A 20,345-nucleotide genomic window follows, 5' to 3' on the forward strand; every position below is an offset into this window, starting at 1 on the left:
GATATTTCATGCTGGCCAGCCCTACAGGAGCGCATTATTGGATAACGACGACCAGTTGCGTTGCGATTGGAAGGCACTCTCCCCGCAGCCCGTGCAGATGGTGCTGACGATCAGTCCGTATTACACATTGATGGTCCGCATTTACGAAGAGAAAACGTATGCGCCCAATCCGATTACGACGGCAATGAGTGCCGCAAGGCCGATGTTCTGCCATAACACCGGAATGCGTGGCCCCTGATCGTAATAACGACGATTTCCCAAAGTTAGCTCCCAAGCTGGTGATTGAAACTCCAACAGTATGTGAGCTGCGGTACACCGGATTGCCATTCACGTGGCTTTCACCTCGCGGTTCACCCTGTGCAGGCCACGTAGCGACATATGGTCCATCAGAACCCTTGGCGTGAGCCGCGCCCAGGCAACAATCTGCCGGGATTGTTCACTCGCGGCGCGGTCCAGCGGGGTCGCATGTCCGCAAGACCGGCGACACATTGCCTGCTACCCGGGAGGACTTCGTCCTGCCCGATAGGAGGGTTTCACTGCACTATCCGTCGCGATTGTTCAGTTCTCGTGCCCGCCAAAAGCCGTTGTGAAAACTCTGCTCTTGCTCTTGCCGTCACCGAACGATCAGGTAGGCAGCAATCCCAATAACCGCTAAAACCAAAATACCCAAACCAATGTTCTGCCACAGAAGCGGAATGCGTGGACCTTGGCTGTAATAACGACGCTTGCTCATGATCAGCCTCCAAGTCTTTGAAATGTGATTCCCGTACAGGACCCACAGTCCAAGCTACCTGCCGTTCCTGATAGCTCGCTCAGTTCGTCGCAACCCACGGCGGGCTTTGCCAAGCTCGCGAATCCGACTATCTGCCGTTTAGGTGAGGGTGTGCTGGTTGTTTGAGCGGAGAATCCGCCGCCAATCGGCGCCCGTCACTGTTCTGCGGGCACGCTCACTGCTCGTGACACGGGAAGCCGCGTGTACGCAATCCGTAAGCGGTGAGTCATATGGGCAGGGCCAATCGGTGCGGTCTTCCGCACGCTGTTAGGCCGTGATGACCTTGCCTGCGTTCGTGTTGACAGCCTGCTCGATACGTCCCAAGGCCCGAATCATCTCGAGGTGGTGATCCTTGAGTTCATTGACGGCCTCCGCCAGATCGACCTCAGGAAGATTCTTGAGATCCGCCACGCGTGAGTTCCAAGACTCCACGAGGGCGAACGCCTGCGGGGTCGTTTCTTGGACGATAAATCCCTCGTAAATGTTGGTCATTATGGACCTCTCCTCTTCGATGCGCTGGAATCCGCTACGTGAACACTGTTGAGCTTAGACTCTCGGCCGACTACGGCTCCACTTCATCCCTGGCCAACAACCCTACGTCGCCCGAAAGGCAGCCATGCCCGAATCCAAGGCGGTGACGCGGTGTTCGATGATATCCCCCGCGGCCAGTAGACCGGATCCAGCGCACTCAACAGAGCTCCCGGGTCAGCTGTTTCAACACCCGACTTCATCGAAATGGTTGGGCCGAGAATCTGCAAACGTGGGCGTGACAGGGGCGGTGACAAACCAGCCTGAGTCGATCGGTTATCGGCGAGCAGCGATCAGTTCGCGCAAAATCCCTAGTCAATCTGCTACTGACGATTCCAAGGAATCGCGGGACGAATATTTGCCCCAACCGACTAACCAACCAGCCACTGTCTGCCGATAGTGGTGCCAGTGACGATCTTGCCTGCGGGACGCCCCGATGCGGGTGGGCCCAATCCAACACCCCCTGACCCGGTCGCCGCCGTTGTCTATGACTTCCGCCGCCCCACCACCCTGGCCCGGGAACACGCGCGCGTGCTCGAACTTGCCTTCGAGACCTTTGCCCGTCAATGGGGCACCCAGCTGACGGCCAAGATCCGTGTCATGTCCCAGGTAACCCTCGAATCGGTCCAGATGCAGTCCTACGACGACTACGTCGCGGGCCTGCCGCCGGCCACCACCATGGTCCTTTGTGAGGCCGAGGGGCACGGCGCGCGCGCCGTCATCCAGTTCCCGGCCGCGGACGCGCTGAACTGGGTCTCGCACATGCTCGGCAGTCCCATCGCCACCGAGGTTCCCGAACGCAAGTACACGCGCATCGAGCAAACACTGGTGCGCGGCCTGATGGACGAGGCGCTCGAGGACCTGCACTACTCACTCGGTGCCCTGCTGCAGCAACAGCTCGCGGTGGTCGGAATCCACCACAATTCGCAGTTCGCGCAGGCCGCCACGAAGTCGGAGATCGTCATCGCCGCCTGGCTGCGGGTGCGCGTGGGGGAGCGCAGCACGCTGGCCTCGGTCGCGGTGCCGGCCGACATGCTGCTGCCGCAACTGGGGGAAACCAATCCGCGCACGCCGGTGGAGAACGCCGCCGAGCTGCTCACCGAGGCCATCGCCGGGGTCCCGGTGGACGTGGCCCTGGCACTCGGTCCCAGTTTCGTCACCCCCGGCACCATCCTGAATCTTGCCGTGGGAGATGTGCTGCCCCTGCCGCACCCCGTCCACCGGCCCTTCGAGCTGTCTGTTGACGGGCGCCGCCTGGGCACCGCCGCAGCCGGCACCCGCAGCGGCCGGATCGCCGCAGTCGTCGTTTCTACCGAGGAGAGCCTCTCTTGAGCCCCGAACCAACTTCCATCCCGGTCCTGCACTCGACAGCGCTGTATTCGGCGGCCGCCGAGGCACTGGCCGGCATGCTTCCCACAACCTCGCCGGTCACCGCCGTGCTGCACTCCGGCACCCGCGATGCCGCCATGCTGAAGGGATCCGGCGAGCTGGTGGCCGCCGGCTTCGTCGGCCAGCACTCCGCCGACGTGCTGCTCTCGGTGGCTGCCCCGATGCTGGGAGGAGCCCCGGGCGGACCCGGCTCGCTGGTGTCCGCAGCAGACATCCTGCGACCTGCGCTCGAAGCCGCCACCGGCGTGCTGGGAGCCGGCGTGCTCTCCACCGATTCGGCGGTGCACGCCGATGCGATGCTCGGGGACGCCGAGACCGTGTGCTTTGAACTGCACAGCGCCGGGAAGGAAATCGGCTTCTTTGCCATCCGCATCCGCAACAACGAACCCACGCAGCTGCCCGCAGGATCCGCCCTCGAGGGACGCGAAGACGTGGCAAGCCGACTGGGCCGCATCAACAACGTGGAAATGGCGTTGACCGTGGAAATCGGGCGCACACGCATGTCGGTGCGCGATGTGCTGGGCCTGGAACCCGGTGCCGTGGTGGAACTCGACCGCTCCGCCGGGGCTCCGGCGGACATCCTGCTCAACGGCAGGCTCATCGCACTGGGCGAAGTCGTGGTCATGGACCAGGACTACGGCGTGCGCATCACCCAGATCCTTGATGTGAACGAGGGCCTGGCGTAGTTTTGGAAAGTTTCTTCTTGGTGTTGCGGGTGATCGTCTCGCTCGCGGCGGTCTTCGGATTGTTGTTTTACCTGCGCAAGCGCGTGCTGACGCGCTTTGGTTCCCCGCGTGCCTCGCAGCTTTCCGTGGTTGAGCGCCAAGGCCTGGGCCCGAAGTCCTCCGTGGTGCTGCTTGACGTCCAGGGACGGCGCTACCTGCTGGGCGTGGCCGAGTCCTCGATCAGCGTGCTGGATTCCTTCGAGGCACCCGAGCCAGTGGAAACAGATGCCCTGGAACAGGTCAACGTTCAGCCCACCATGGCCGAGCGCTCGCGCGCCTTCGCAGCGAGCCTGAGCACCGTGCGGCAGGGCAGCGTGCCCGCCAACGAACCCGGCGCGGACGGGCCGGCTGTGAATGACCAAGGTACGCCGGCGGTGCTTTCATCCACGCCTTCGGGAGCGCTTGCCGGATCGATCCTGTCGCCTGACACCTGGCGCCGGGCCGTGGCCGCCGTCCGGACTGGCCGCGGCGCATGAGAGCGCTTCGCCCTTCCTTGCCCTCCCGCGCCCGGATGGCACTGCTGGCCGGGTTGCTGCTGGCGCTGCTGGTTGCCCTTTCCTGGTTCAATGCCTCCGCCGCCCTTGCCGCGCCCGTTGAGCCTGGTGCCCCGGGGGACAACGGCGGGCTGTCCGTGGAAATCAACGGACCCAACGGCACCCCCAGCTCCGCCATCGTCACCCTCATTGCCATCACCATGCTTTCGGTGGCCCCGGCCCTGCTGCTGATGATGAGCTCGTTCACCAAGATCTTCGTGGTCCTGGCCTTCACCCGCAACGCCCTGGCGCTGCCCACCATCCCGCCCAACCAGGTGCTCGCCGGCCTGGCGCTCTTCCTCTCCCTGTTCATCATGGCGCCTGTGCTCACCGCCATGAACGAGACAGGCGTCCAGCCCTACCTGGACGGGTCCATCGACCTCACCCAGGCCCTCGAGGTCGGGGTGGTGCCGCTGCGCGAATTCATGCTCGCCCACACCCGCGAGGCCGACATCGCGCTGATGACCCGCGCCGCGGAAATGCCCAACCCGGCCACGCCCGCCGACGTCCCGCTGACCACCCTGATCCCCGCCTTCATGATCTCCGAGCTGCGCGCAGCCTTCATCATCGGTTTTGTGATCTTCGTGCCCTTCCTGGTCATCGACCTGGTGGTCTCCTCCGCACTGATGTCCATGGGCATGATGATGCTCCCGCCGGTGATGATTTCCCTTCCCTTCAAGATCCTGCTCTTCGTCCTAGTGGACGGCTGGGGCCTGGTCATCACCGCGCTCATCGGGTCCTACAGGATCGGTGGTGGCTAATGGATCCCAACGCCGTCTTGGACATCGGGTTCTCCGGGCTGCTGGTGGCAGCAAAACTTTCCGCCCCGGTGCTCATCACCTCGCTGGTGGTGGGCTTCGCCATCTCCCTGTTCCAGTCAATGACGCAAATCCAGGAAATCACCCTCTCCTTCGTCCCCAAGGCCGCCGCCGTCGCCATCGCGCTGCTGGTCTGCGGGCACTGGATGATCTCCGAAATGGTGCTCTTCACCCACGAGCTCTTCGAGAAGATCCCGGCCCTGCTGGGAGGCGGCTAGGCATGCTGGCCACCGTGCCGCTGGCCTGGCTGGAGGTCATGATGCTCGCCGCGGTGCGCGTCACCGCGTTCCTGGTCATCGCCCCGCCGTTCTCGCACAACGCCATTCCGCTGCGGATCAAGGGCATGCTCGGCATCGGGCTGGCCCTGGCCGTCACCCCGCGACTGGGCGCGGGCTACGAATCCCTGGACACCGGCCCGTTCCTGGGCGCCATCGTCGCCGAACTGGTGGCCGGGGCGGCCATGGGCTTCATGGTCATGGTCGTGTTTTCCGCCATCCAGTCCGCGGGCAGCCTTATCGACCTCTTCGGCGGCTTCGCCATGGCCCAGGGCTTCGACCCCCAGTCCATGATCAACGGCGCCCAGTTCACCCGCTTCTTCCACTTCGCCGCCCTGGCCCTGCTGGTGGCCTCCGACGGCTATCAGCTGGTGCTCGCCGGACTCTTCCGTTCCTTTGCCGTCATCCCGCTGGGCGGCGGGATCGGGCTGCCGTACGTGGCCGAATCCCTGGTCGGCGCGGTGGGGGAGATGTTCGTGGCGGCCGTCCAGATCGCCGGCCCGCTGCTGGTGGTGCTGGTGCTTGCAGACATTGGCCTGGGCCTGCTGACGCGCGCCGCCCCGGCACTGAACGCCTTTGCCATGGGCTTCCCGCTGAAGATCATGCTGACCCTCGCACTGGTCGGCACCGTGTTCGTGGTGCTGCCCGCTCTGGTTTCCTCGCTGGTGCGGGCAGCCCTGTCCCTGCTTTCGGGGGTGTCGGGCCCATGAGCCAGGATTCGGGGGAACGCAGCGAGAAGGCCACCGCCCAGCGCATGAAGGAGGTGCACGAGAAGGGCAAGATGACCCGCTCGCAGGACCTTGCCGCGTGGCTGGGCATCGGGGCCGCTGCCCTGATGCTGCCCGGCGTGCTCGTGGCCGCCGAGACGGCCGGACGTGCCCAGCTGGAGGCGGTGCGCGGCATCATTGCGGCCCCCGATCCCGAGGCCGCCGTCGACGCGCTGGGCACCGGACTGGGTTCGCTGTCCGGCACGCTGCTGCCTCTCTTCGTGGTGGTGCTGGTGGTTGTTGTGGTCATCGCCGCGCTGCAGGGCGGGATCAACTTCAAGAAGTTCAAGCTGGATCCCGCCAACCTGAACCTGGTCACCGGCGTCCAGCGGGTCTTCGGGCTCCAGGCGCTCTGGCAGGGACTTAAGGCCCTGCTGAAGGTCGCCGTCATCGGCCTGGTGCTCTGGTTCGTCGTCGCCTCGCTCATGCCGCTGCTCCTGCAATCGGGCTCCCTGTCGCTGTCCTCGCTGCTGGCCGCCGGATCGGACGGCGCCTCCTCGCTGATCCGCGCCTCGGTCATCGCCGGGCTGGTGTTGGCTGCCATCGACGTGCTGGTGGTCATGCGCCGGAACCGCAAGCACACCCGGATGACGCGCAAGGAAGTCACCGACGAGAACAAGCGCACCGACGGGGACCCGCTGATCAAGTCCCAGCGAAGATCCCGGCAGATGGCCATGAGCCGCAACCGCATGATCGCGGCCATCGCCGACGCGGACGTGGTGGTTGTGAACCCGACCCACGTCGCCGTTGCGTTGCGCTACGAACCGGGCAAGTCAGCACCTCGCCTCGTGGCCAAGGGCGCGGGCAACATCGCCACACGCATCCGCGAGGAAGCTGCCGAGAAGTCAGTGCCCATGGTGCGCGACATTCCGTTGGCGCGTTCCCTGCACGAGGTGTGCGAGATCGGGGACGAGATCCCCGCCGATTCCTACAATGACGTGGCGCGTGTGCTGGCCTTCGTCATGGCGCTCAAGGCCCGCGGCAACGCCGCCGGCGTCCACACCGTGCCGGTGGCGGCGACAGCGAGCGCCAACCCCGGCCCCGGACGAAGGGCCGGCACCTGATGACGCCCGGCCCCTTCCGCCTTTCCAAGAATTCATCCCCGGCCACCACCAATCGCAGGCCAACCGCCCAGTCCCAAGGAGCAAGACCTCAATGAAATTTGCTTCACTCTCCAAGATCGCCGTGCCGCTGGGCGTGGTGGGCATCATCATGCTGCTGGTGGTCCCGGTCCCGGCCGCATTGCTGGACGTGCTGATCGCCGTGTCCATCCTGCTGGCCCTGGTGATCCTGCTGACCACCATGTTCGTCAAGCGTCCGCTGGACTTCTCGGTCTTCCCCTCGTTGCTGCTGGTCGCCACGCTGTTGCGCCTGGGCCTGAACGTCGCCTCCACCCGTCTGGTGTTGGGCAACGGGTACGCCGGGGAAGTCATTGCCGCCTTCGGCTCCATCGCGGTGGGCGGTTCGCTGATCATCGGCTGCGTGATCTTCCTGATCCTGATCGTCATCCAGTTCGTCGTGGTCACCAAGGGTGCCGAGCGCGTTGCCGAGGTCGGGGCCCGCTTCACCCTTGACGCCATGCCCGGCAAGCAAATGGCCATTGACGCGGATTTGAACGCCGGGCTGATCACCGACTCCCAGGCGCGCGAGCGCCGCGCCGAGGTCGCCGCGGAAGCCGACTTCTACGGCGCCATGGATGGTGCCTCCAAGTTCGTCAAGGGCGATGCGATCGCCGGGCTGATCATCATCATCATCAACCTCGTCGGCGGCATCGCCATCGGCATGCTGCAGCGCGGCATGGGCATTTCCGAGGCACTGAACACCTACGCACTGCTGACCATCGGTGACGGCCTGGCCACGCAGATCCCGGCCCTGCTCATGGCCGTGTCCACCGGCATGATCGTCACCCGCTCCAACGCCTCCTCGGACATGGGTTCCACCGCCTCTAAGCAGCTGGCCCAGTCGCGCACCGCGCTGCTAATTTCCGGCTCCGCGGCCATCGCCCTGGCCCTGGTGCCGGGGATGCCGAAGCTTCCCTTCATCCTCATCGGCGCCCTGCTGATCCTCACCGCCCAGCGCATCAAGTCCAACCTGGCCAAGTCCGAATCCCTGGCGGAAGTGGCGCGGCAAAACGAGGCCGCCGTGGTCCCCACCGAAACCACCGAGGACCTGATCGAGAAGATGCGGGTGCACGCCCTGGAGATCCAGCTGGCCCCGGACCTGGTGGACGTGGTCAACGGGGGAGGGGACGACCTGCTGGCCCGCGTCCGCGCCCTGCGCCGCCGCGTGGCGATGGAGATGGGCATTGTGCTGCCGCCGGTGCGCACCCGCGACTCGGTGGACCTGCCCCCTGCCACCTACACCATCAGGATCGCCGGGGTGGAGGCCGGGCGCGGCACCGCTCCGCGCGGGAAGGTGCTGGCCCTGGGCGAGCACCTGGATTCGCTGCCCGGTGCCTCGGTCGTGGAGCCGGTCTTCGGGTTGGCCGGCAAGTGGGTGCCGGCCGAGCTGCGGCACAATGCCGAGATGGCAGGGGCCACCACCATCGACCGGGTCTCGGTGATCGTCACCCACCTTTCCTCGATCGTCCAGGCGCAGGCAGCCCGGCTGCTGACCCGCGAGGACGTGCGGGTGCTCACCGACGCGGTGCGCGAAACCAACCCCTCGGCCGTGGAGGAATTGGTGCCTTCCCCGCTGTCCCTGGCCGAGGTCCAGCGCGTGCTGCAGGGCCTGCTGATCGAGTCCGTGCCCATCAACGACCTGGGACGCATTTACGAGGCCCTGGCCCTGCGCGCCAAGGCCAGCACCGATCCCGAAGGCCTCATCGAGGCGGCCCGCACGGCACTGGGCCCGGCCATCGCCGCCGGCTACCTGGAGGGCAACACGCTGCGCGTGGTCATGATCGATCCCGTCCTGGAACAGGGCATGCTCGAGGGGTTGCGCCCCTCCGAGGCAGGAAGCCAGATCATGCTGGATGCGGCCCGGTTGGAAGCGGTGCTGGCCTCGGTCAAGCAGATCGCCGGCGAGCTGGAAACCCGCGGGCTCTCCGCGGTGCTGGTCTGCGCCCCGGCGCTGCGCCCGGCGGTGCGCCGCCTGCTGGGCGCAGCCCCCGGTTCCATTCCGGTGCTCTCCTACCAGGAGGCCACCGCCGGCGGGGCAGAGATCGAGACCGTGGGGGTGGTGCGCGGTGCCGATGCGATTTCGGCTTGAGGGTGCCAGCCTGCCCGAGATCCACGAGCAGGCCATGGCCGAATACGGGCCCCATGCCCGCATCGTCTCCGCCGAACGCGTCACCATCGGCGGCATCGGCGGGTTCCTGGCCAAGTCGCACCTCGAGGCCATCATTGAGGTGCCTGACGAACACGCACCCGACGGTCACGTGCTGGAACCCGGGGACGAACCGGCGCCGCAGCGCGACCTCGAGCCCGCTCCCAAACCCCGGTCCCCGAAGCCCGGGTTGTCGAAACCAGGGTCATCGAAAGCATCCATTTCATCTCCACCCATTGCGGAACAGGTAGCCGGTAAGCCCACGTCCCCGGCACCACGTTCTCTCACTGCCCCCGCCTTGACGCCCGATTCCCCGGCCGTGGCCGGCGGCATCGACGGGTTGCTGGCGCGGGCGGACGAGGCCGAGCTGCGCCTGGCGCCGCAGGTGCCGGTGTTCGTGGACCGGGACAGGCTGACGCCGCTGCCCGGCCGCCCCGACTTCGACCGCCTGCTGGACAGCGAGGCCTTCGCCCTGGAACCGGCCACCGGCACCCGCGCCGCCGGCGGACCAACGCACCCGTCCGGTGCGCCGAAGACTCCGGCCGGGCAGGCTGCGGGGCCGGGGCCTGACATCGTTCCCTCTCCGCTGGCCGGACCCGGGGACCTGGTCGTGGTCATCGGACTCTGGGGAGATGCCGGGATGGCAGCCGGGGAACTCGACGAGGGCACTGCGCTGCGGCGCAACGCGGGGGAGCTGGCCCAGAAGTTCGACACCCATGCCTTGGCCCGCAGACCAATCCTTGACCGGCGCGGCATCCTGCGGGCGCGCGCCAACGCCGTGGCCGACGGCGTCCCGCTGCTGGTTTCCGTTGCCATCAATCCGCTGCTGGCCTTGCCAAAGCAATTGCAGCTGCTGGAGGTGCTGGCGCCGGACCAGCTCTGGGTGGCGGTGGATGCCGGGCGGAAGGCGGAGGACAGCGCCGCCTGGGTCAAGGCCGTCGCCAAGGCCTGCGGGATCTACGCGGTGGTCTCCCTGCATGCCGAGGAGACCCTGTCCCCGGAATCTGTCTGGGAGCTGGGGTTCCCGGTGCTCGAGGCCAGGGGCGCCGGCACGTAGGCACTGTCTGCACTCTCGGTCCGGCAGTCGAATCGTCCAGGATCCCCGACCCTGGACGTGGCGGGTCCCCGGGAAACAAGAATCCCGGGGACCCGCCGACGTTCCATCCTTGATTTTATTGGCCAGTCATTCTATTGACCTGCCGTCTTAGTCATCCCCGGATGCGGCGTTGTGCGGCTTGGGGGAGTCCGAGGCGAGGTCGTCGCGCTCCGTGGCCTCCTGTACTTGAGCCGGATCGGTCTCGTCGGTGAAGGGCTCGGTCTGGCGGAACTCCTCCCGGTGGCTGGGCTTGACGCCCTTGAGGCCGCCCTCGGCTTCCTGTTTCATCTGCTCGTCGAGCTCCGCACTGTGCTTATCGCTTCCACGTTCAGCCATGTGGATTCTCCTTTTCACTCGTGTCGTTCAGTCCGCGTTGGGCGCGTTCGGCTTCCTCCGAGGAGCCGGCCGGGACCGGGTCGGCGGCCGGTGGCACATCTGCCGGGTTGTAGTCCTCCAGTCCGGCTGCCACCCGCTCTTGCTGCTCGGCTGCCGCGAAGTCATCGTCATCCAAGCCCTCCGGGACCTTGGCATGGCCGCGTCGGGACGATGGCGGCAAGGCAGAGCTTTCCGGATCAATGACGTCATCAAGGCCGGAAGTTCCGTCCTCGGCGTTTTCGGGGTTCACGTTTGTCATGCGTTCTCCTCCAGTTGGGGGCGTCGGACCGGACATCACACGCCCCGGCCCACCGCCTTCGTCCGGCCAGTCTAAAACCGCGGCCCCAGGGGTGCATAGGCTTTTGCGGGTCGGCGGGCCACCGGTGTCCCATGCCGGTCGGCACGGCCGATCAACCGTGCCGACGGGAACGCGGGATTCGGCACGAATCCCTATTGCCCCGGGATCGCCGTGACCGCTAACCACGTATTTCACTTGTAGTTTCACAGAACGGCTGGTAATTATTTAGGGGGTAGCCCGTGGGGAGGTGTCTTTCGTATTCAGCATTCACCAAGGGCGGAGGAAGCGGACCATGAATCAAGGGACCGTCGTGGTCATTGAGGATGATGCCGACTTACGCAACCTCGTGGTGGCGGTGCTGCAACAAGCCGGGTTCGAGGTGAGGGCGGCGACGACGGGGCTCGAAGGCGTTGCACTGGTCCGGGAACAAAACCCCGTCGTCGTGACCGTGGATATTGGCCTGCCGGACATCGACGGCCATGAAGTGCTCCGCCGCATCCGCCAGGCCAGCGACTGCTATGTCATCATGTTGACGGGCAGGGATGATGAGGCGGACACACTGACCGCGTTGCAGGCCGGCGCCGATGATTACATGACGAAGCCGTTTCGCCCCCGGGAATTACGTGCCCGCGTGGCGGCGATGCTGCGACGTCCGCGTGCCGGCACCCAGGAGCCCGAGACACAAAGCCCGGCGGCGCATACCCCGGTGAGGAAGCGTTCAACACTTCACCACGGTGCGCTGGTCCTGGACAGCGAAGCGCGGACGGCACGCCTGTCCGACGCAGAGCTGTCACTGACCAGAAGCGAGTTCGACCTGCTGCAGGACCTCATGAGAAACATCGGCACGGTTCGGACGAAATCCGATTTGGTCCAGGTGGTTCGCGGTGAGACGCCACGCGGGGGCGGACGCGGATACGTCAGCGATGTCGATGAACGCGCCATCGAGGTGCATATCGGGAACCTGCGCCGAAAACTCGGCGGGAACGCCCGCCACCAGCCATGGCTCTTGACGGTGCGCGGAGTGGGATACCGGCTGGCGGCACCCCATCCGGACCAGGAATGATTCGCCCCTAGACCTGTTCCTTTTTCGGCTTGGGGTAATGCTCCTGCAATTCGAGCAGGGTCTGCCGACCGCAAACCTCGAGGCCAGGCAATAAGCCGACGGCTTCCGCTTCATCGCCGCGTTTGACCGCTTCCCCCAGTTCCCGCGCATCCCCAGCGAGGCGCACGGCTCCCGCCATGGCAGCGGCAGTCCTGATGCTGATCAAAGCGTCCAGCGCAGTATCCGGATCAAGCGGCTCCAGTGCCTGGGCCAACCGTTCATAACGCGATTTCCACAGATCCACGAAGTCGTGGACGAAGTCCACGACGATCGACGGGTCGTCGACTTGCTGCTCGAGCTCCCGGAGCACCGCAAAATCCACCAGGGGCTGGCCGTTGGGTGATGGCAAGGTGGACATTGGCGAGTCTTCTCTGGCGACCCCTGCCATGGTGTCGGTTAGGCCCATGAGCGGGGCGGTGGGCGGAGTGTGCATTGCCTTAGGATATCCGCTGGGACTGGGCAAGATAAGGGCAAATCCGGAGAACCGGGACAATCTGCGTGAATCCTGCGTTTGGCAACTGGCCAGGACGTCGTAAACGCCGTTAAAGACCGCCTGATCAGTGCTTGGAGCCAATGGCAGTTGGCCCGCGGGAGCGTTAGCGCGGCCTACTCTGGGTGACGATGTCATGAGGTTCCTTCCGTGGGGTCATTGACCGCTGAACGTTGCGATGGCATTGATCACCGCCGGTCCAAGGATGGCGATGAAGAGAACGGGAAAGATGAAGAACAGGAGCGGGAACAGGATCTTGACCGGCAACTTCATGGCCTTCTCCTCGGCACGTTGCCTCCGCTTCACGCGCATGACCTTGGCTTGTACCCGCAGGACCTGGCTGATGGCTATGCCGTAGGCATCGGCCTGGACGACGGCCTGGACAAAGCTGCGCAATTCGGGGACGTTGGTTCGCTGGGCCAGGGCTGAGTACGCCTCCCGGCGGGAACGGCCGACCTGCATGTCCTGCAGCGTACGGATCAATTCCTGCGCCAGGGGTCCCCGGCCGTTTTCACCGGCCCGCGACACGGCACCCTCGAATCCGAGGCCCGCCTCAACACTGATCAGCATCTGGTCGAGCGTATTGGGCAGTTCAAGCTGCAATTCCTGTTGCCGTTTCTGGCCGTTGCTGATCAACAGCAGGTCGGGGATGAAGTAGGCAGCGACGAAGACCCCAAGGCCCATGATCTTCATGATCGGGTGCGGATCCAGGCCGAAAAGGAACCCCAGGACCGCCCCGGCCAACCCGAGTGCGGGTTTAACCGCCAGGAGGCGGTCCAGTGGCATGGAGGTCGGGCGCCCGGCCAGGGAGAGGAGCTTGTCGAGTCGGCGAACATACGCCTCGGGGGTCAGGCGCCTGCCGATCCGCACCAGCAGGCCGGTATCGGGCCGGGCAGCGGTTTCCTCCGGGTCGTGGCCGCGGCGCAGGTTCTCCCTGCTGGCGGCCTGGCCCTTGCGGTCGACCGAGAAGAACGCGAGACCGAGGTAGAGCACGGCGAAGCCGACCAGCAACGCGCCGGCGGTGACGATAAGTGGCATTTTCCGGTCCTCAGAACTTCAAGTCGATGATCTTGCGCATCCACAGCCCGCCGACGGTCATGAGGACGACGGAGGCTCCCATCATGACCCAGCCCAGGGGCTGGGTGAACAGCGGGGTCATGTAGCCGGGGCTGATGACCATGAGCATGGCAATGATGCCCACGGGCATGGCCATTAGGATGTAGGCCGAGAACTTGCCCTCGGCGGCAAGGGACGCGATCTGTCCCTTGATTTCACTGCGTTCGCGGATGGTTTCATTGACCTGGTCCAGCACCGCGGCCAGGTTTCCGCCGACCTCGCGGTTGATTTGTACGGCCTGGGCGATCCAGCGGAAGTCCTCGCTCTGCATCCGGGTGGCGGTGTCGTTCAGCGAGGCCAGCAGGTCCCTGCCCAGGCTGGTTTCCGAGACGATGCGCCGCATCTCCTCGGACGTCGGGGCCGGGGACTCCAGGGCTGCCGCATCCATGGCGCGCAGGATGCTGTGCCCCGCACGCAGGCTGCCGGAGAGCAGTTGCAGGGTATCCACCAATTGCTCGCCGAATCCGTGGCGGCACTTGGCGGTGCGACGCTGCAGGTACAGGTGCCCTACCGCCGGGACCAGCAGGAAAAAGAGCACGCCTAGGCCGGGCCCGGCCAGCAGCATGCCCAGCACCATGGCGACGAGCGCGGCGGAGGCCATGAGCACCAGGAACTCGCTCTGGCGCAAACGCAGCCCGGCGCTTTCCAGCGCCTCGCTGCTGAAGAACCGCAGCTTACGCCGGGCGAGCAGGGTTTCGAGGAATCCGGTGGTTCCGCCGGCAAGCCGGGAAAGCCCGGTGGTGGGCGAGACGTCCACGGGGGCGCGGCGATCCACGGCAACCCGTGCCGGCCGAAAGACGATACCCAGTGCCAGGCCCAGGGCCAGCAGCACGAAGGCCAATCCAATCATGAGTTCCATCTCGCCCTCCTAGGCGTTGGCGACGGCGTGTTGCCGGCCGGCAAAGACGGCGGGCGAAACCTGGATGCCCATGTCCTGGAACCTGTCCATGAACGTGGGCCGGATGCCGGTGGGGATCGGCGTGCCGCGGAAGCGCCCGTCATCGTCAACGCCGGCGGCGAAGTCGAACACGAAGGCATCCTGCAGGGTGACGATCTCTCCCTCCATGCCCTGGACCTCGGTCACGTGCGTGATGCGCCGCGTGCCGTCGCGCAGCCGGGAGATCTGGATGATCAGGTGCACGGCGGAGGCGATCTGTTCGCGGATGGCGCGCAGCGGAAGGTCCATGCCTGCCATCAGGACCAGGGTTTCCAGTCGGGCGATGGCGTCGCGGGGCGAGTTCGAGTGCACCGTGGAGAGCGAGCCGTCGTGGCCGGTGTTCATGGCCTGGAGCATGTCCAGGGATTCGCCGCCGCGGACCTCGCCCACCACGATCCGGTCCGGGCGCATGCGCAGGGAGTTGCGCAGCAGTTCGCGGATGGTCACTTCGCCTTTTCCTTCCGTGTTGGGCGGGCGGCTTTCCAGGCGCACCACGTGGTCCTGCTGGATCTGGAGTTCGACGGCATCCTCGATGGTGACAATGCGATCGGTGTCTGGCAGGAAGGAGGACAGCACGTTGAGCAGCGTGGTCTTGCCCGTGCCGGTGCCTCCGGAGACGATGATGTTCAGTTTCGCCTTGACGCAGGCATTGAGCAGTTCCGCCATCGCCGGGGTCAGCGTCCCGAAGCGGATCAGGTCCTGCACCGTCAGCGGGATCTTGCTGAACTTTCGGATGGTCAGGGAGGAACCGCCCACCGCCAGCGGCGGAATGATCGCGTTGACGCGCGACCCGTCCTCCAGGCGGGCATCGACCAGCGGGGAGGACTCGTCGATGCGGCGGCCCACCTTGGCCACGATGCGCTCGATCACCTTGCGCAGGTGCTCCTCTGAGCTGAAGCGCGAGTCGCTGAGGACCAGCTTGCCCTTGCGCTCCACGTAGATCCTGTCCATGCGGTTGACCATGATCTCGGTGACGTCCTCGTCCTCCAGGTACTGCTGCAGCGGACCGTAGCCCAGCACGTCGTTGGCCACGTCGTTGATCAGGCGTGAGCGTTCGGCGGGGGAGAGCGGGACCTTCTCGGCGTCGATGACCTGGACCAGTTCCTCGCGGGCGCTGGCGCGCAGGTCCTCCTCGGTCAGGGTGGAATCGTTGAAGCGGCTTCCCATGCGTTCGAACAGTGCCTTGGCGGCACGCTGCTTCAGTCCTGCATAGGCATCCACCGGGTGGGAGATCGAGGCCTTCGCGCTCGCCGAACCCGCGGCCGGTGCCTGCACGGCCGGCTTGTAGATGTCAGCGGGCGCGGCCGGGTGCAGGACCGTCTTGGCTGCGGGCATGGGGACGGAAGCCGCCTTGGACACGGCGGTGTCCAGGCGTTGGGTTGCCGTCTGGCGGGCGCCGGCGGCACGGTTCAAGGGCGCAGCGTTCTCCGCGGCGCTGAGTCGCTCGGAGAGTTTCATCGCACGACCACCCGTCGGTGGAGCTTGCGGGCGGGTTGGGCCCGCCATTGCGGATCGAAGCGCCGGGCCAGGTGGGCGAATCCCTTGACCGCGCGGTCGGGCTTGGAATCCTGGAGCACCGGGATGCCGCGGTTCGTGGAGAATGCCACGGTCCGCGAGCGGGGGATGCTCACATCCACCGGGGCGCCGATCCAGGTCTCGATGTCGCCGATGGTCAGCCCCGTCTTGGGGTCGGCCATGTTCAGCACCACGTGGCGGGTTTCCGGGAGGATATCGAGCTTCTTGAGCACATCCAGCCCGGTGCGCAGTCCGCGCACGCTGGGCACGTCCATGCCGCTGACCCACACGGCGTCGGTGCAGCGTTCCATGGCGGTGAGGGCGAGCTCGGTGAGGCCGGGGGCGCTGTCCACGATGACGTACTGGAATTCCCCTGCCAGCTGGTCGAGCAGGCGCTCGATGTGCTCACTGGTGACGTGGTCGGCGTCGGCGGGGTTCTTCGAAGCGCACAGCGCGTAGAGCCCGGCGGGGTGGACGGTCAGGAAGGCCTTGAGGACCAGGGTGTCCTGGCTCGCCGAGAAGGAAACGGCGTCCATCACGGTGTGCTCGGGATCCAGCGACAGCGCGGAGGCGACGTCCCCGAATTGCAGGTCCAGGTCGACAATGACAACGCCCATGGGCGCGATCTTGCCCAGGCCCACGGCAAGGTTGGTGGCCACGGTGGTCTTGCCCACGCCCCCCTTGGGGGAGAACACGCCAATCACCTGGCCCTTTTTCTCCTGCGGTTCGGCGCTCGCCGGCTGGTGGTGGCGGCTGCGTGCCGAGTGCGCCTGGCAGGCGCGGTCCAGCACGGATGCGACCTGGGCGATGTCCGCCGAGGGCCCCAGGACGTCGCGGATGCCGGCGCGCATGGCCTGGACCACGAGTTCGGGGTCGTACTCGGCGGCGAGGACGACGCTGATTTCCGGGCACTGGACATCGAAGACGGTGGCCAGGCGGAGGGCCTCCTCGACGGGGATGCCGGGACCCAGGATCAGCACCTCGGGGGCCTGCTCCAGGGAGTCCAGCAATTGCCGGGGGTCGGTGGGCACGCTGGTGGTCAGGAAGGAGCGCACCTCACCGTGCAGGCCGCCTTCGACGGCGGCGCGGACGAGCTGGTCAAACTGGGCATCCGGGGAGATCAGGACGAAACGGCTCACGGGTACACCTCCGATAGGCGAACTGGCTGGGGACGGGATTCCTGTTTGGCATCCTTGGGTTCGTTGGTCAGCCAGATCCGGCCGAATTCGGCGGAGTGGATGAGCTTCGAGGCGTCGCGGTCATTGACCGCGACGGTGACGAGCATGGTGCCCGCGGGCATGGCCTGGGCGCCTTCGGCCGGTTCCACGGCGGCATCGGCGCGTTGGAGCCGGGTGACGAGCATCTTGTGGAAGACCCGGCCGGTGGCCGGGGAACCTGCATCGTCCTTGATCGCTCCCTTGTCGAAGGAGGCGAAGACCCCGACGGTGCTTCCGGCGGTGATGTTGCCGCCGACCATCCGCTGCGGCTCCAGGGCGAAGCTGACTTCCTGCAGGCCCTTGGGCACCGCGACGGTGCCGGGGACCTGTAGCGAGGCCGGATCGACGAGCCGGCTGGAGAGCAGCACCTCGCCGGGTGCCAGATCCGCGACCGTCACCTGGCCGGCGACTTCGTCCAGGGCGGCCATCGCCCCGGCGGGCACGGTGCCCGCGGGCCTGGCTTCGAGGGCCACGGATTCGCCAAGGTCGGCGACGGACGTTCCCTCGGGAACTGCCTGGCGAAGGACCAAGACGTTGGTGGGCATCAGTGCCGCCATGGCGCGCGCGTCGGCGTTTGCCGCGTAGGAGTAGACAAGGACGGCGCCGAGCAGCGCGAGGACGGCGGCGGCAACACCGCCCAAGAGTCGGGATTTCAAGAAAAGCTCCTAGTGGGTCATTCGGACGACGGTGGCACCATATTTGTTGACAGGTCCCAGGATGTGCCCCTCGTCGAGGGACACGTAGCGGACGAACTTGCCGATGATGCCGCGGCAGTCCCCTGTGCATGCCTGGGAACCGGCGTAGGCGGTGGTGTTGCGGAATACGGAGGGCAGCGAGGACCCACCGGTGAACTTCCAGCCGGCGACCTCGAAGGCAGCGAAGGTGGAAATCTTGTAGATGGCCCCGGAGCCGGTTCCGATGGCGAGGTTGAAGACCGGAAGCAGAACCGTGGGACGGCCGCCGGCAGTGATCTCGGCGGCCCAGCGGTTCAGGACAGCGTTGCAGTTGGGCGGTTCGCTGTTGCCAGGGGCGCTGCCGCCTTCCTGGACCAGCAGGTCGATGTAGCCGCCGCACTGTCCGGGGATCTGCGACAGCCAGCCGAAGCCGCCGGGGACCGGTGCCCCCGCGGGTCCGTAGTTGCAGCCCGGGTTGGCGTAGGACCCGCCGTGCAGCCCCAGGCGCTGGAGTCCGCCGTCGACGTGGCCTTCGACCTGGCAGACGGAGAATGCCGCAGGGAAAACGGTGGGACCGGCCACCGGGCTGCCCCATTGGGCTCCGGCACTGGCGCCGACTTCTGCCGAGTCAAAGCCCAGGATGCGGGCGAAGGACAGCGAGACCTTGTTGGCCTCGCCGCCTGCCTGTTGGGCTCCTGTGGTCACGGTGACAGTGCCCGCGCTCTTGTTCAGCTGGACGGACTGGATGTTGCTGAGCCCGTCGTTGGCGTTGGATTTCGCGTAGTTTGCAGCCAGCGGAGAGGCGGTGGCGCAGTTGGCGCTGGCCAGGCTACGGGCGCATTCCTGTGCAACGGCAAGCGCCGCGGCATCCGCGCCGTTTTGCAGCTGGGCCTTTTCCGCATAGAGCATTCCGACGTCCACCACGAGGGCGGTGAAGCCGAGCAGAACGACCAGCAGCAGGGCGGTCATGACGCTCACCGTTCCGCGTTCGGAATCCGGGGATTTCCTTAGCCTCCGCATCGCATGACCCCCTTGCCGGTGAGCGTGATGGGGGAGACGATGCCGGTGATCGTCGACAGGGGGTAGGTGATGGTGACGCTGGCCTGGGTGCCGGGCGTGCAGGCTGCGGGGGAGATGGCCACGTTTCCATCGGTGATCGAGGAAAACAGGGAGGTGGCGGCCATCTTGGTGGCCGAGCGCGCCTTGGCCGGATCATTGGAGATGGCCATGACCCGGACGCCCTCGCGGGCGGCCTGGGTCAGAGTGAGTTGGGCGTTGTAGGCATGCCCGAACTCGATGATGCCCATGACCAGCATGACCAGGACGGGAAGGACAATGGCGAATTCAACGGCAGCGGAACCGCGTTCGTTCTGCTGTGTCATGGCCTGGGCCTTCCGGGTTTGGGTGGATGAAACATGCTGTGGTGGCGGGGCGAAGACGCCCCGCCACCACGGAGCTTTTGTCGGGGTGAATCTAGACCTACGGGGTGACCTTGCCGAGCTCGGTGTTGACTTTCACGAATACGGAATTCAATTCCGGTCCCAAGAGCATGAGGGTAGCGATGATGGCGACGGCGATGACGCCGACCATGATGCCGTACTCAACGGCGGTGGCGCCGGTTTCGTCGCGCTGGAGGCGGTTCTTGATGCGGAAGCCGAGGGTCTGGAGGGTGGCGTAAACGTGCAGCATGGGGGAGCTCCTGAAATGAAGTGGTGTGTGGTTTGCGGGGTGCTCGGGACTTGCCTGGTGCACCGCGCTGAAAAAAACATAGCAAGGCATTTGGGGGTTAGGACGGGTCCTGTGGCTTTCCTCGGGGAAGCTTGTACCAACCCTTGGGAAGCTGCGTTTTTCCTGCGTCTAACCTGAACCAAACCGGCGTTTAGGCCAAAACATGGGGATGCGCGAGGGGGAAGTTTTGGGCCGACGGGGAACTGCGCCGAAACCCACGACCTTTATGGTTCAACCAGCGACAATGTTGGGTGCCGTGAGTCGGTTTTTCCATATGACTACTTGGCTCCGGGAGGATCCGACACCCACGGGTGGTGGCGCATCCACCAGCGCCGGCGGAGGATTCCCAACGAGGCTTGGCGGCTGGCAAAGTTTGGAGCGGGCATGATGCCGAGGCCACCGGCCAGCCCCTCACAGCAAAGGCACAGGCAGGTGCTATGTGGGAGGCTAGAACTCCCGCCCTAGACTGTGCCCATGAGCGTCGAAGACGCAGACTTGGGGTCGATCACATGCGACGTGCAGAATCCGTTCCACAGCGTTTCCACAACCATCCTCATCACCGCACCCGGCTGTGGTCCGTTGCGTTGTGCGTGGCACTGGCCGGCGGCGTTGCCGCATGTTCGAGCGAGCCTCGGCCGCCTGTGACGGTGGAGGCCCCGCCTGACCCTTCTTTCGTGCAGGAAGTGGTGGAACCCAGTGCGCTGATCCGGCACCTGGAGGCGT

The 20,345-nt window shown here is 65.8% G+C and carries 23 protein-coding genes; 11 read left to right on the forward strand and 12 right to left on the reverse strand.

The window, feature by feature from the left end:
- Nucleotides 1-37: 37 nt before the first annotated feature.
- Nucleotides 38-238 carry a hypothetical protein gene (locus Q2T94_RS14875; protein WP_302265337.1) on the forward strand — a complete coding sequence of 67 codons (201 nt, stop codon included), beginning with the start codon at nucleotides 38-40 and terminating at the stop codon, nucleotides 236-238.
- An 801-nt stretch (nucleotides 239-1,039) separates the two neighbouring features.
- Here the strand turns inward: Q2T94_RS14875 and Q2T94_RS14880 are convergent.
- Nucleotides 1,040-1,264, reverse strand: coding sequence for a hypothetical protein (locus Q2T94_RS14880; protein ID WP_217389489.1), 225 nt, complete (start codon nucleotides 1,262-1,264; stop codon nucleotides 1,040-1,042).
- Nucleotides 1,265-1,708: 444 nt separating this feature from the next.
- Here Q2T94_RS14880 and Q2T94_RS14885 point away from each other — a divergent pair, with 444 nt between their 5' ends.
- From Q2T94_RS14885 to Q2T94_RS14925, 9 genes are all read left to right on the forward strand, one after another.
- Nucleotides 1,709-2,632, forward strand: a complete 924-nt coding sequence (locus Q2T94_RS14885; protein WP_302265339.1) for a flagellar motor switch protein FliM — start codon at nucleotides 1,709-1,711, stop codon at nucleotides 2,630-2,632.
- Nucleotides 2,629-3,375 carry a flagellar motor switch protein FliN gene (fliN, locus tag Q2T94_RS14890; RefSeq protein WP_254456152.1) on the forward strand — a complete coding sequence of 249 codons (747 nt, stop codon included), beginning with the start codon at nucleotides 2,629-2,631 and terminating at the stop codon, nucleotides 3,373-3,375. Before Q2T94_RS14885 ends, fliN begins: the two co-directional genes overlap by 4 nt.
- A gap of 20 nt (nucleotides 3,376-3,395) precedes the next feature.
- A complete protein-coding gene (fliO, locus tag Q2T94_RS14895; protein WP_302266435.1) occupies nucleotides 3,396-3,890 on the forward strand; it encodes a flagellar biosynthetic protein FliO in 495 nt (164 codons plus the stop codon).
- Nucleotides 3,887-4,708 carry a flagellar type III secretion system pore protein FliP gene (gene fliP, locus Q2T94_RS14900; protein ID WP_302265344.1) on the forward strand — a complete coding sequence of 274 codons (822 nt, stop codon included), beginning with the start codon at nucleotides 3,887-3,889 and terminating at the stop codon, nucleotides 4,706-4,708. Before fliO ends, fliP begins: the two co-directional genes overlap by 4 nt.
- Entirely contained in the window at nucleotides 4,708-4,983 is a 276-nt protein-coding gene (fliQ, locus tag Q2T94_RS14905; protein ID WP_264271526.1) for a flagellar biosynthesis protein FliQ, read from the forward strand. The genes fliP and fliQ overlap by 1 nt, the downstream gene beginning before the upstream one ends.
- 2 nt (nucleotides 4,984-4,985) lie before the next feature.
- Nucleotides 4,986-5,750: a flagellar biosynthetic protein FliR gene (locus tag Q2T94_RS14910; RefSeq protein ID WP_302265347.1), complete on the forward strand. Its 765-nt coding sequence runs from the start codon at nucleotides 4,986-4,988 to the stop codon at nucleotides 5,748-5,750.
- Nucleotides 5,747-6,871 (forward strand): EscU/YscU/HrcU family type III secretion system export apparatus switch protein, encoded by a 1,125-nt coding sequence (locus Q2T94_RS14915; RefSeq protein ID WP_302265350.1) that lies wholly within the window; start codon nucleotides 5,747-5,749, stop codon nucleotides 6,869-6,871. The genes Q2T94_RS14910 and Q2T94_RS14915 overlap by 4 nt, the downstream gene beginning before the upstream one ends.
- A gap of 91 nt (nucleotides 6,872-6,962) precedes the next feature.
- The gene (locus Q2T94_RS14920; protein WP_302265353.1) at nucleotides 6,963-9,017 is read left to right on the forward strand and encodes a flagellar biosynthesis protein FlhA; all 2,055 of its coding nucleotides are present in this window, start codon (nucleotides 6,963-6,965) and stop codon (nucleotides 9,015-9,017) included.
- Nucleotides 9,001-10,131, forward strand: a complete 1,131-nt coding sequence (locus Q2T94_RS14925; RefSeq protein ID WP_302265356.1) for a hypothetical protein — start codon at nucleotides 9,001-9,003, stop codon at nucleotides 10,129-10,131. Before Q2T94_RS14920 ends, Q2T94_RS14925 begins: the two co-directional genes overlap by 17 nt.
- Nucleotides 10,132-10,278: 147 nt before the next feature.
- Here Q2T94_RS14925 and Q2T94_RS14930 read toward each other — a convergent pair whose 3' ends face one another.
- The gene (locus Q2T94_RS14930; RefSeq protein WP_302265358.1) at nucleotides 10,279-10,506 is read right to left on the reverse strand and encodes a hypothetical protein; all 228 of its coding nucleotides are present in this window, start codon (nucleotides 10,504-10,506) and stop codon (nucleotides 10,279-10,281) included.
- Nucleotides 10,499-10,804 (reverse strand): hypothetical protein, encoded by a 306-nt coding sequence (locus tag Q2T94_RS14935; RefSeq protein WP_302265361.1) that lies wholly within the window; start codon nucleotides 10,802-10,804, stop codon nucleotides 10,499-10,501. Before Q2T94_RS14935 ends, Q2T94_RS14930 begins: the two co-directional genes overlap by 8 nt.
- 331 nt (nucleotides 10,805-11,135) lie before the next feature.
- On the opposite strand from Q2T94_RS14935, the gene Q2T94_RS14940 reads away from it, so the two are divergent.
- The gene (locus Q2T94_RS14940; RefSeq protein WP_302265364.1) at nucleotides 11,136-11,906 is read left to right on the forward strand and encodes a response regulator transcription factor; all 771 of its coding nucleotides are present in this window, start codon (nucleotides 11,136-11,138) and stop codon (nucleotides 11,904-11,906) included.
- Nucleotides 11,907-11,913: 7 nt separating this feature from the next.
- Here the strand turns inward: Q2T94_RS14940 and Q2T94_RS14945 are convergent, their stop codons facing one another.
- The 9 genes from Q2T94_RS14945 to Q2T94_RS14985 all read right to left on the reverse strand — a co-directional run bounded on the left by Q2T94_RS14945 (nucleotide 11,914) and on the right by Q2T94_RS14985 (nucleotide 19,583).
- The gene (locus Q2T94_RS14945; protein ID WP_302265367.1) at nucleotides 11,914-12,303 is read right to left on the reverse strand and encodes an Hpt domain-containing protein; all 390 of its coding nucleotides are present in this window, start codon (nucleotides 12,301-12,303) and stop codon (nucleotides 11,914-11,916) included.
- A 288-nt stretch (nucleotides 12,304-12,591) separates the two neighbouring features.
- Nucleotides 12,592-13,473 carry a type II secretion system F family protein gene (locus Q2T94_RS14950; protein ID WP_302265370.1) on the reverse strand — a complete coding sequence of 294 codons (882 nt, stop codon included), beginning with the start codon at nucleotides 13,471-13,473 and terminating at the stop codon, nucleotides 12,592-12,594.
- Nucleotides 13,474-13,483: 10 nt separating this feature from the next.
- Entirely contained in the window at nucleotides 13,484-14,410 is a 927-nt protein-coding gene (locus Q2T94_RS14955) for a type II secretion system F family protein (protein ID WP_302265373.1), read from the reverse strand.
- Between the two features lie 9 nt (nucleotides 14,411-14,419).
- Entirely contained in the window at nucleotides 14,420-15,946 is a 1,527-nt protein-coding gene (locus Q2T94_RS14960; RefSeq protein ID WP_302265375.1) for a TadA family conjugal transfer-associated ATPase, read from the reverse strand.
- Nucleotides 15,943-17,142 carry a CpaE/TadZ family protein gene (locus tag Q2T94_RS14965; protein ID WP_302265377.1) on the reverse strand — a complete coding sequence of 400 codons (1,200 nt, stop codon included), beginning with the start codon at nucleotides 17,140-17,142 and terminating at the stop codon, nucleotides 15,943-15,945. The genes Q2T94_RS14960 and Q2T94_RS14965 overlap by 4 nt, the downstream gene beginning before the upstream one ends.
- Nucleotides 17,139-17,876, reverse strand: coding sequence for a Flp pilus assembly protein CpaB (gene cpaB / locus Q2T94_RS14970; RefSeq protein ID WP_302265380.1), 738 nt, complete (start codon nucleotides 17,874-17,876; stop codon nucleotides 17,139-17,141). Before cpaB ends, Q2T94_RS14965 begins: the two co-directional genes overlap by 4 nt.
- A gap of 9 nt (nucleotides 17,877-17,885) precedes the next feature.
- Entirely contained in the window at nucleotides 17,886-18,872 is a 987-nt protein-coding gene (locus Q2T94_RS14975) for a pilus assembly protein TadG-related protein (protein WP_367281547.1), read from the reverse strand.
- 29 nt (nucleotides 18,873-18,901) lie between these two features.
- Nucleotides 18,902-19,276: a TadE/TadG family type IV pilus assembly protein gene (locus tag Q2T94_RS14980; protein ID WP_302265384.1), complete on the reverse strand. Its 375-nt coding sequence runs from the start codon at nucleotides 19,274-19,276 to the stop codon at nucleotides 18,902-18,904.
- A 97-nt stretch (nucleotides 19,277-19,373) separates the two neighbouring features.
- Complete coding sequence (locus Q2T94_RS14985; protein ID WP_302265387.1) at nucleotides 19,374-19,583, reverse strand: Flp family type IVb pilin; 210 nt, start codon at nucleotides 19,581-19,583, stop codon at nucleotides 19,374-19,376.
- Nucleotides 19,584-20,345: the final 762 nt, after the last annotated feature.

The sequence above is a fragment of the Paeniglutamicibacter sulfureus genome, assembly GCF_030512175.1.
GTDB classification, from domain to species: domain Bacteria; phylum Actinomycetota; class Actinomycetes; order Actinomycetales; family Micrococcaceae; genus Paeniglutamicibacter; species Paeniglutamicibacter sulfureus.

Coding starts and splice junctions, on each gene's coding strand:
- Q2T94_RS14950 (WP_302265370.1), bottom strand. CDS start 13,473: ATGCCACTTATCGTCACCGCCGGCGCGTTGCTGGTCGGCTTCGCCGTG.
- Q2T94_RS14940 (WP_302265364.1), top strand. CDS start 11,136: ATGAATCAAGGGACCGTCGTGGTCATTGAGGATGATGCCGACTTACGC.
- Q2T94_RS14985 (WP_302265387.1), bottom strand. CDS start 19,583: ATGCTGCACGTTTACGCCACCCTCCAGACCCTCGGCTTCCGCATCAAG.
- fliQ (WP_264271526.1), top strand. CDS start 4,708: ATGGATCCCAACGCCGTCTTGGACATCGGGTTCTCCGGGCTGCTGGTG.
- Q2T94_RS14920 (WP_302265353.1), top strand. CDS start 6,963: ATGAAATTTGCTTCACTCTCCAAGATCGCCGTGCCGCTGGGCGTGGTG.
- Q2T94_RS14960 (WP_302265375.1), bottom strand. CDS start 15,946: ATGAAACTCTCCGAGCGACTCAGCGCCGCGGAGAACGCTGCGCCCTTG.
- Q2T94_RS14880 (WP_217389489.1), bottom strand. CDS start 1,264: ATGACCAACATTTACGAGGGATTTATCGTCCAAGAAACGACCCCGCAG.
- Q2T94_RS14945 (WP_302265367.1), bottom strand. CDS start 12,303: ATGTCCACCTTGCCATCACCCAACGGCCAGCCCCTGGTGGATTTTGCG.
- Q2T94_RS14910 (WP_302265347.1), top strand. CDS start 4,986: ATGCTGGCCACCGTGCCGCTGGCCTGGCTGGAGGTCATGATGCTCGCC.
- Q2T94_RS14980 (WP_302265384.1), bottom strand. CDS start 19,276: ATGACACAGCAGAACGAACGCGGTTCCGCTGCCGTTGAATTCGCCATT.
- fliP (WP_302265344.1), top strand. CDS start 3,887: ATGAGAGCGCTTCGCCCTTCCTTGCCCTCCCGCGCCCGGATGGCACTG.
- Q2T94_RS14915 (WP_302265350.1), top strand. CDS start 5,747: ATGAGCCAGGATTCGGGGGAACGCAGCGAGAAGGCCACCGCCCAGCGC.
- Q2T94_RS14955 (WP_302265373.1), bottom strand. CDS start 14,410: ATGGAACTCATGATTGGATTGGCCTTCGTGCTGCTGGCCCTGGGCCTG.
- Q2T94_RS14935 (WP_302265361.1), bottom strand. CDS start 10,804: ATGACAAACGTGAACCCCGAAAACGCCGAGGACGGAACTTCCGGCCTT.
- Q2T94_RS14925 (WP_302265356.1), top strand. CDS start 9,001: ATGCGATTTCGGCTTGAGGGTGCCAGCCTGCCCGAGATCCACGAGCAG.
- Q2T94_RS14930 (WP_302265358.1), bottom strand. CDS start 10,506: ATGGCTGAACGTGGAAGCGATAAGCACAGTGCGGAGCTCGACGAGCAG.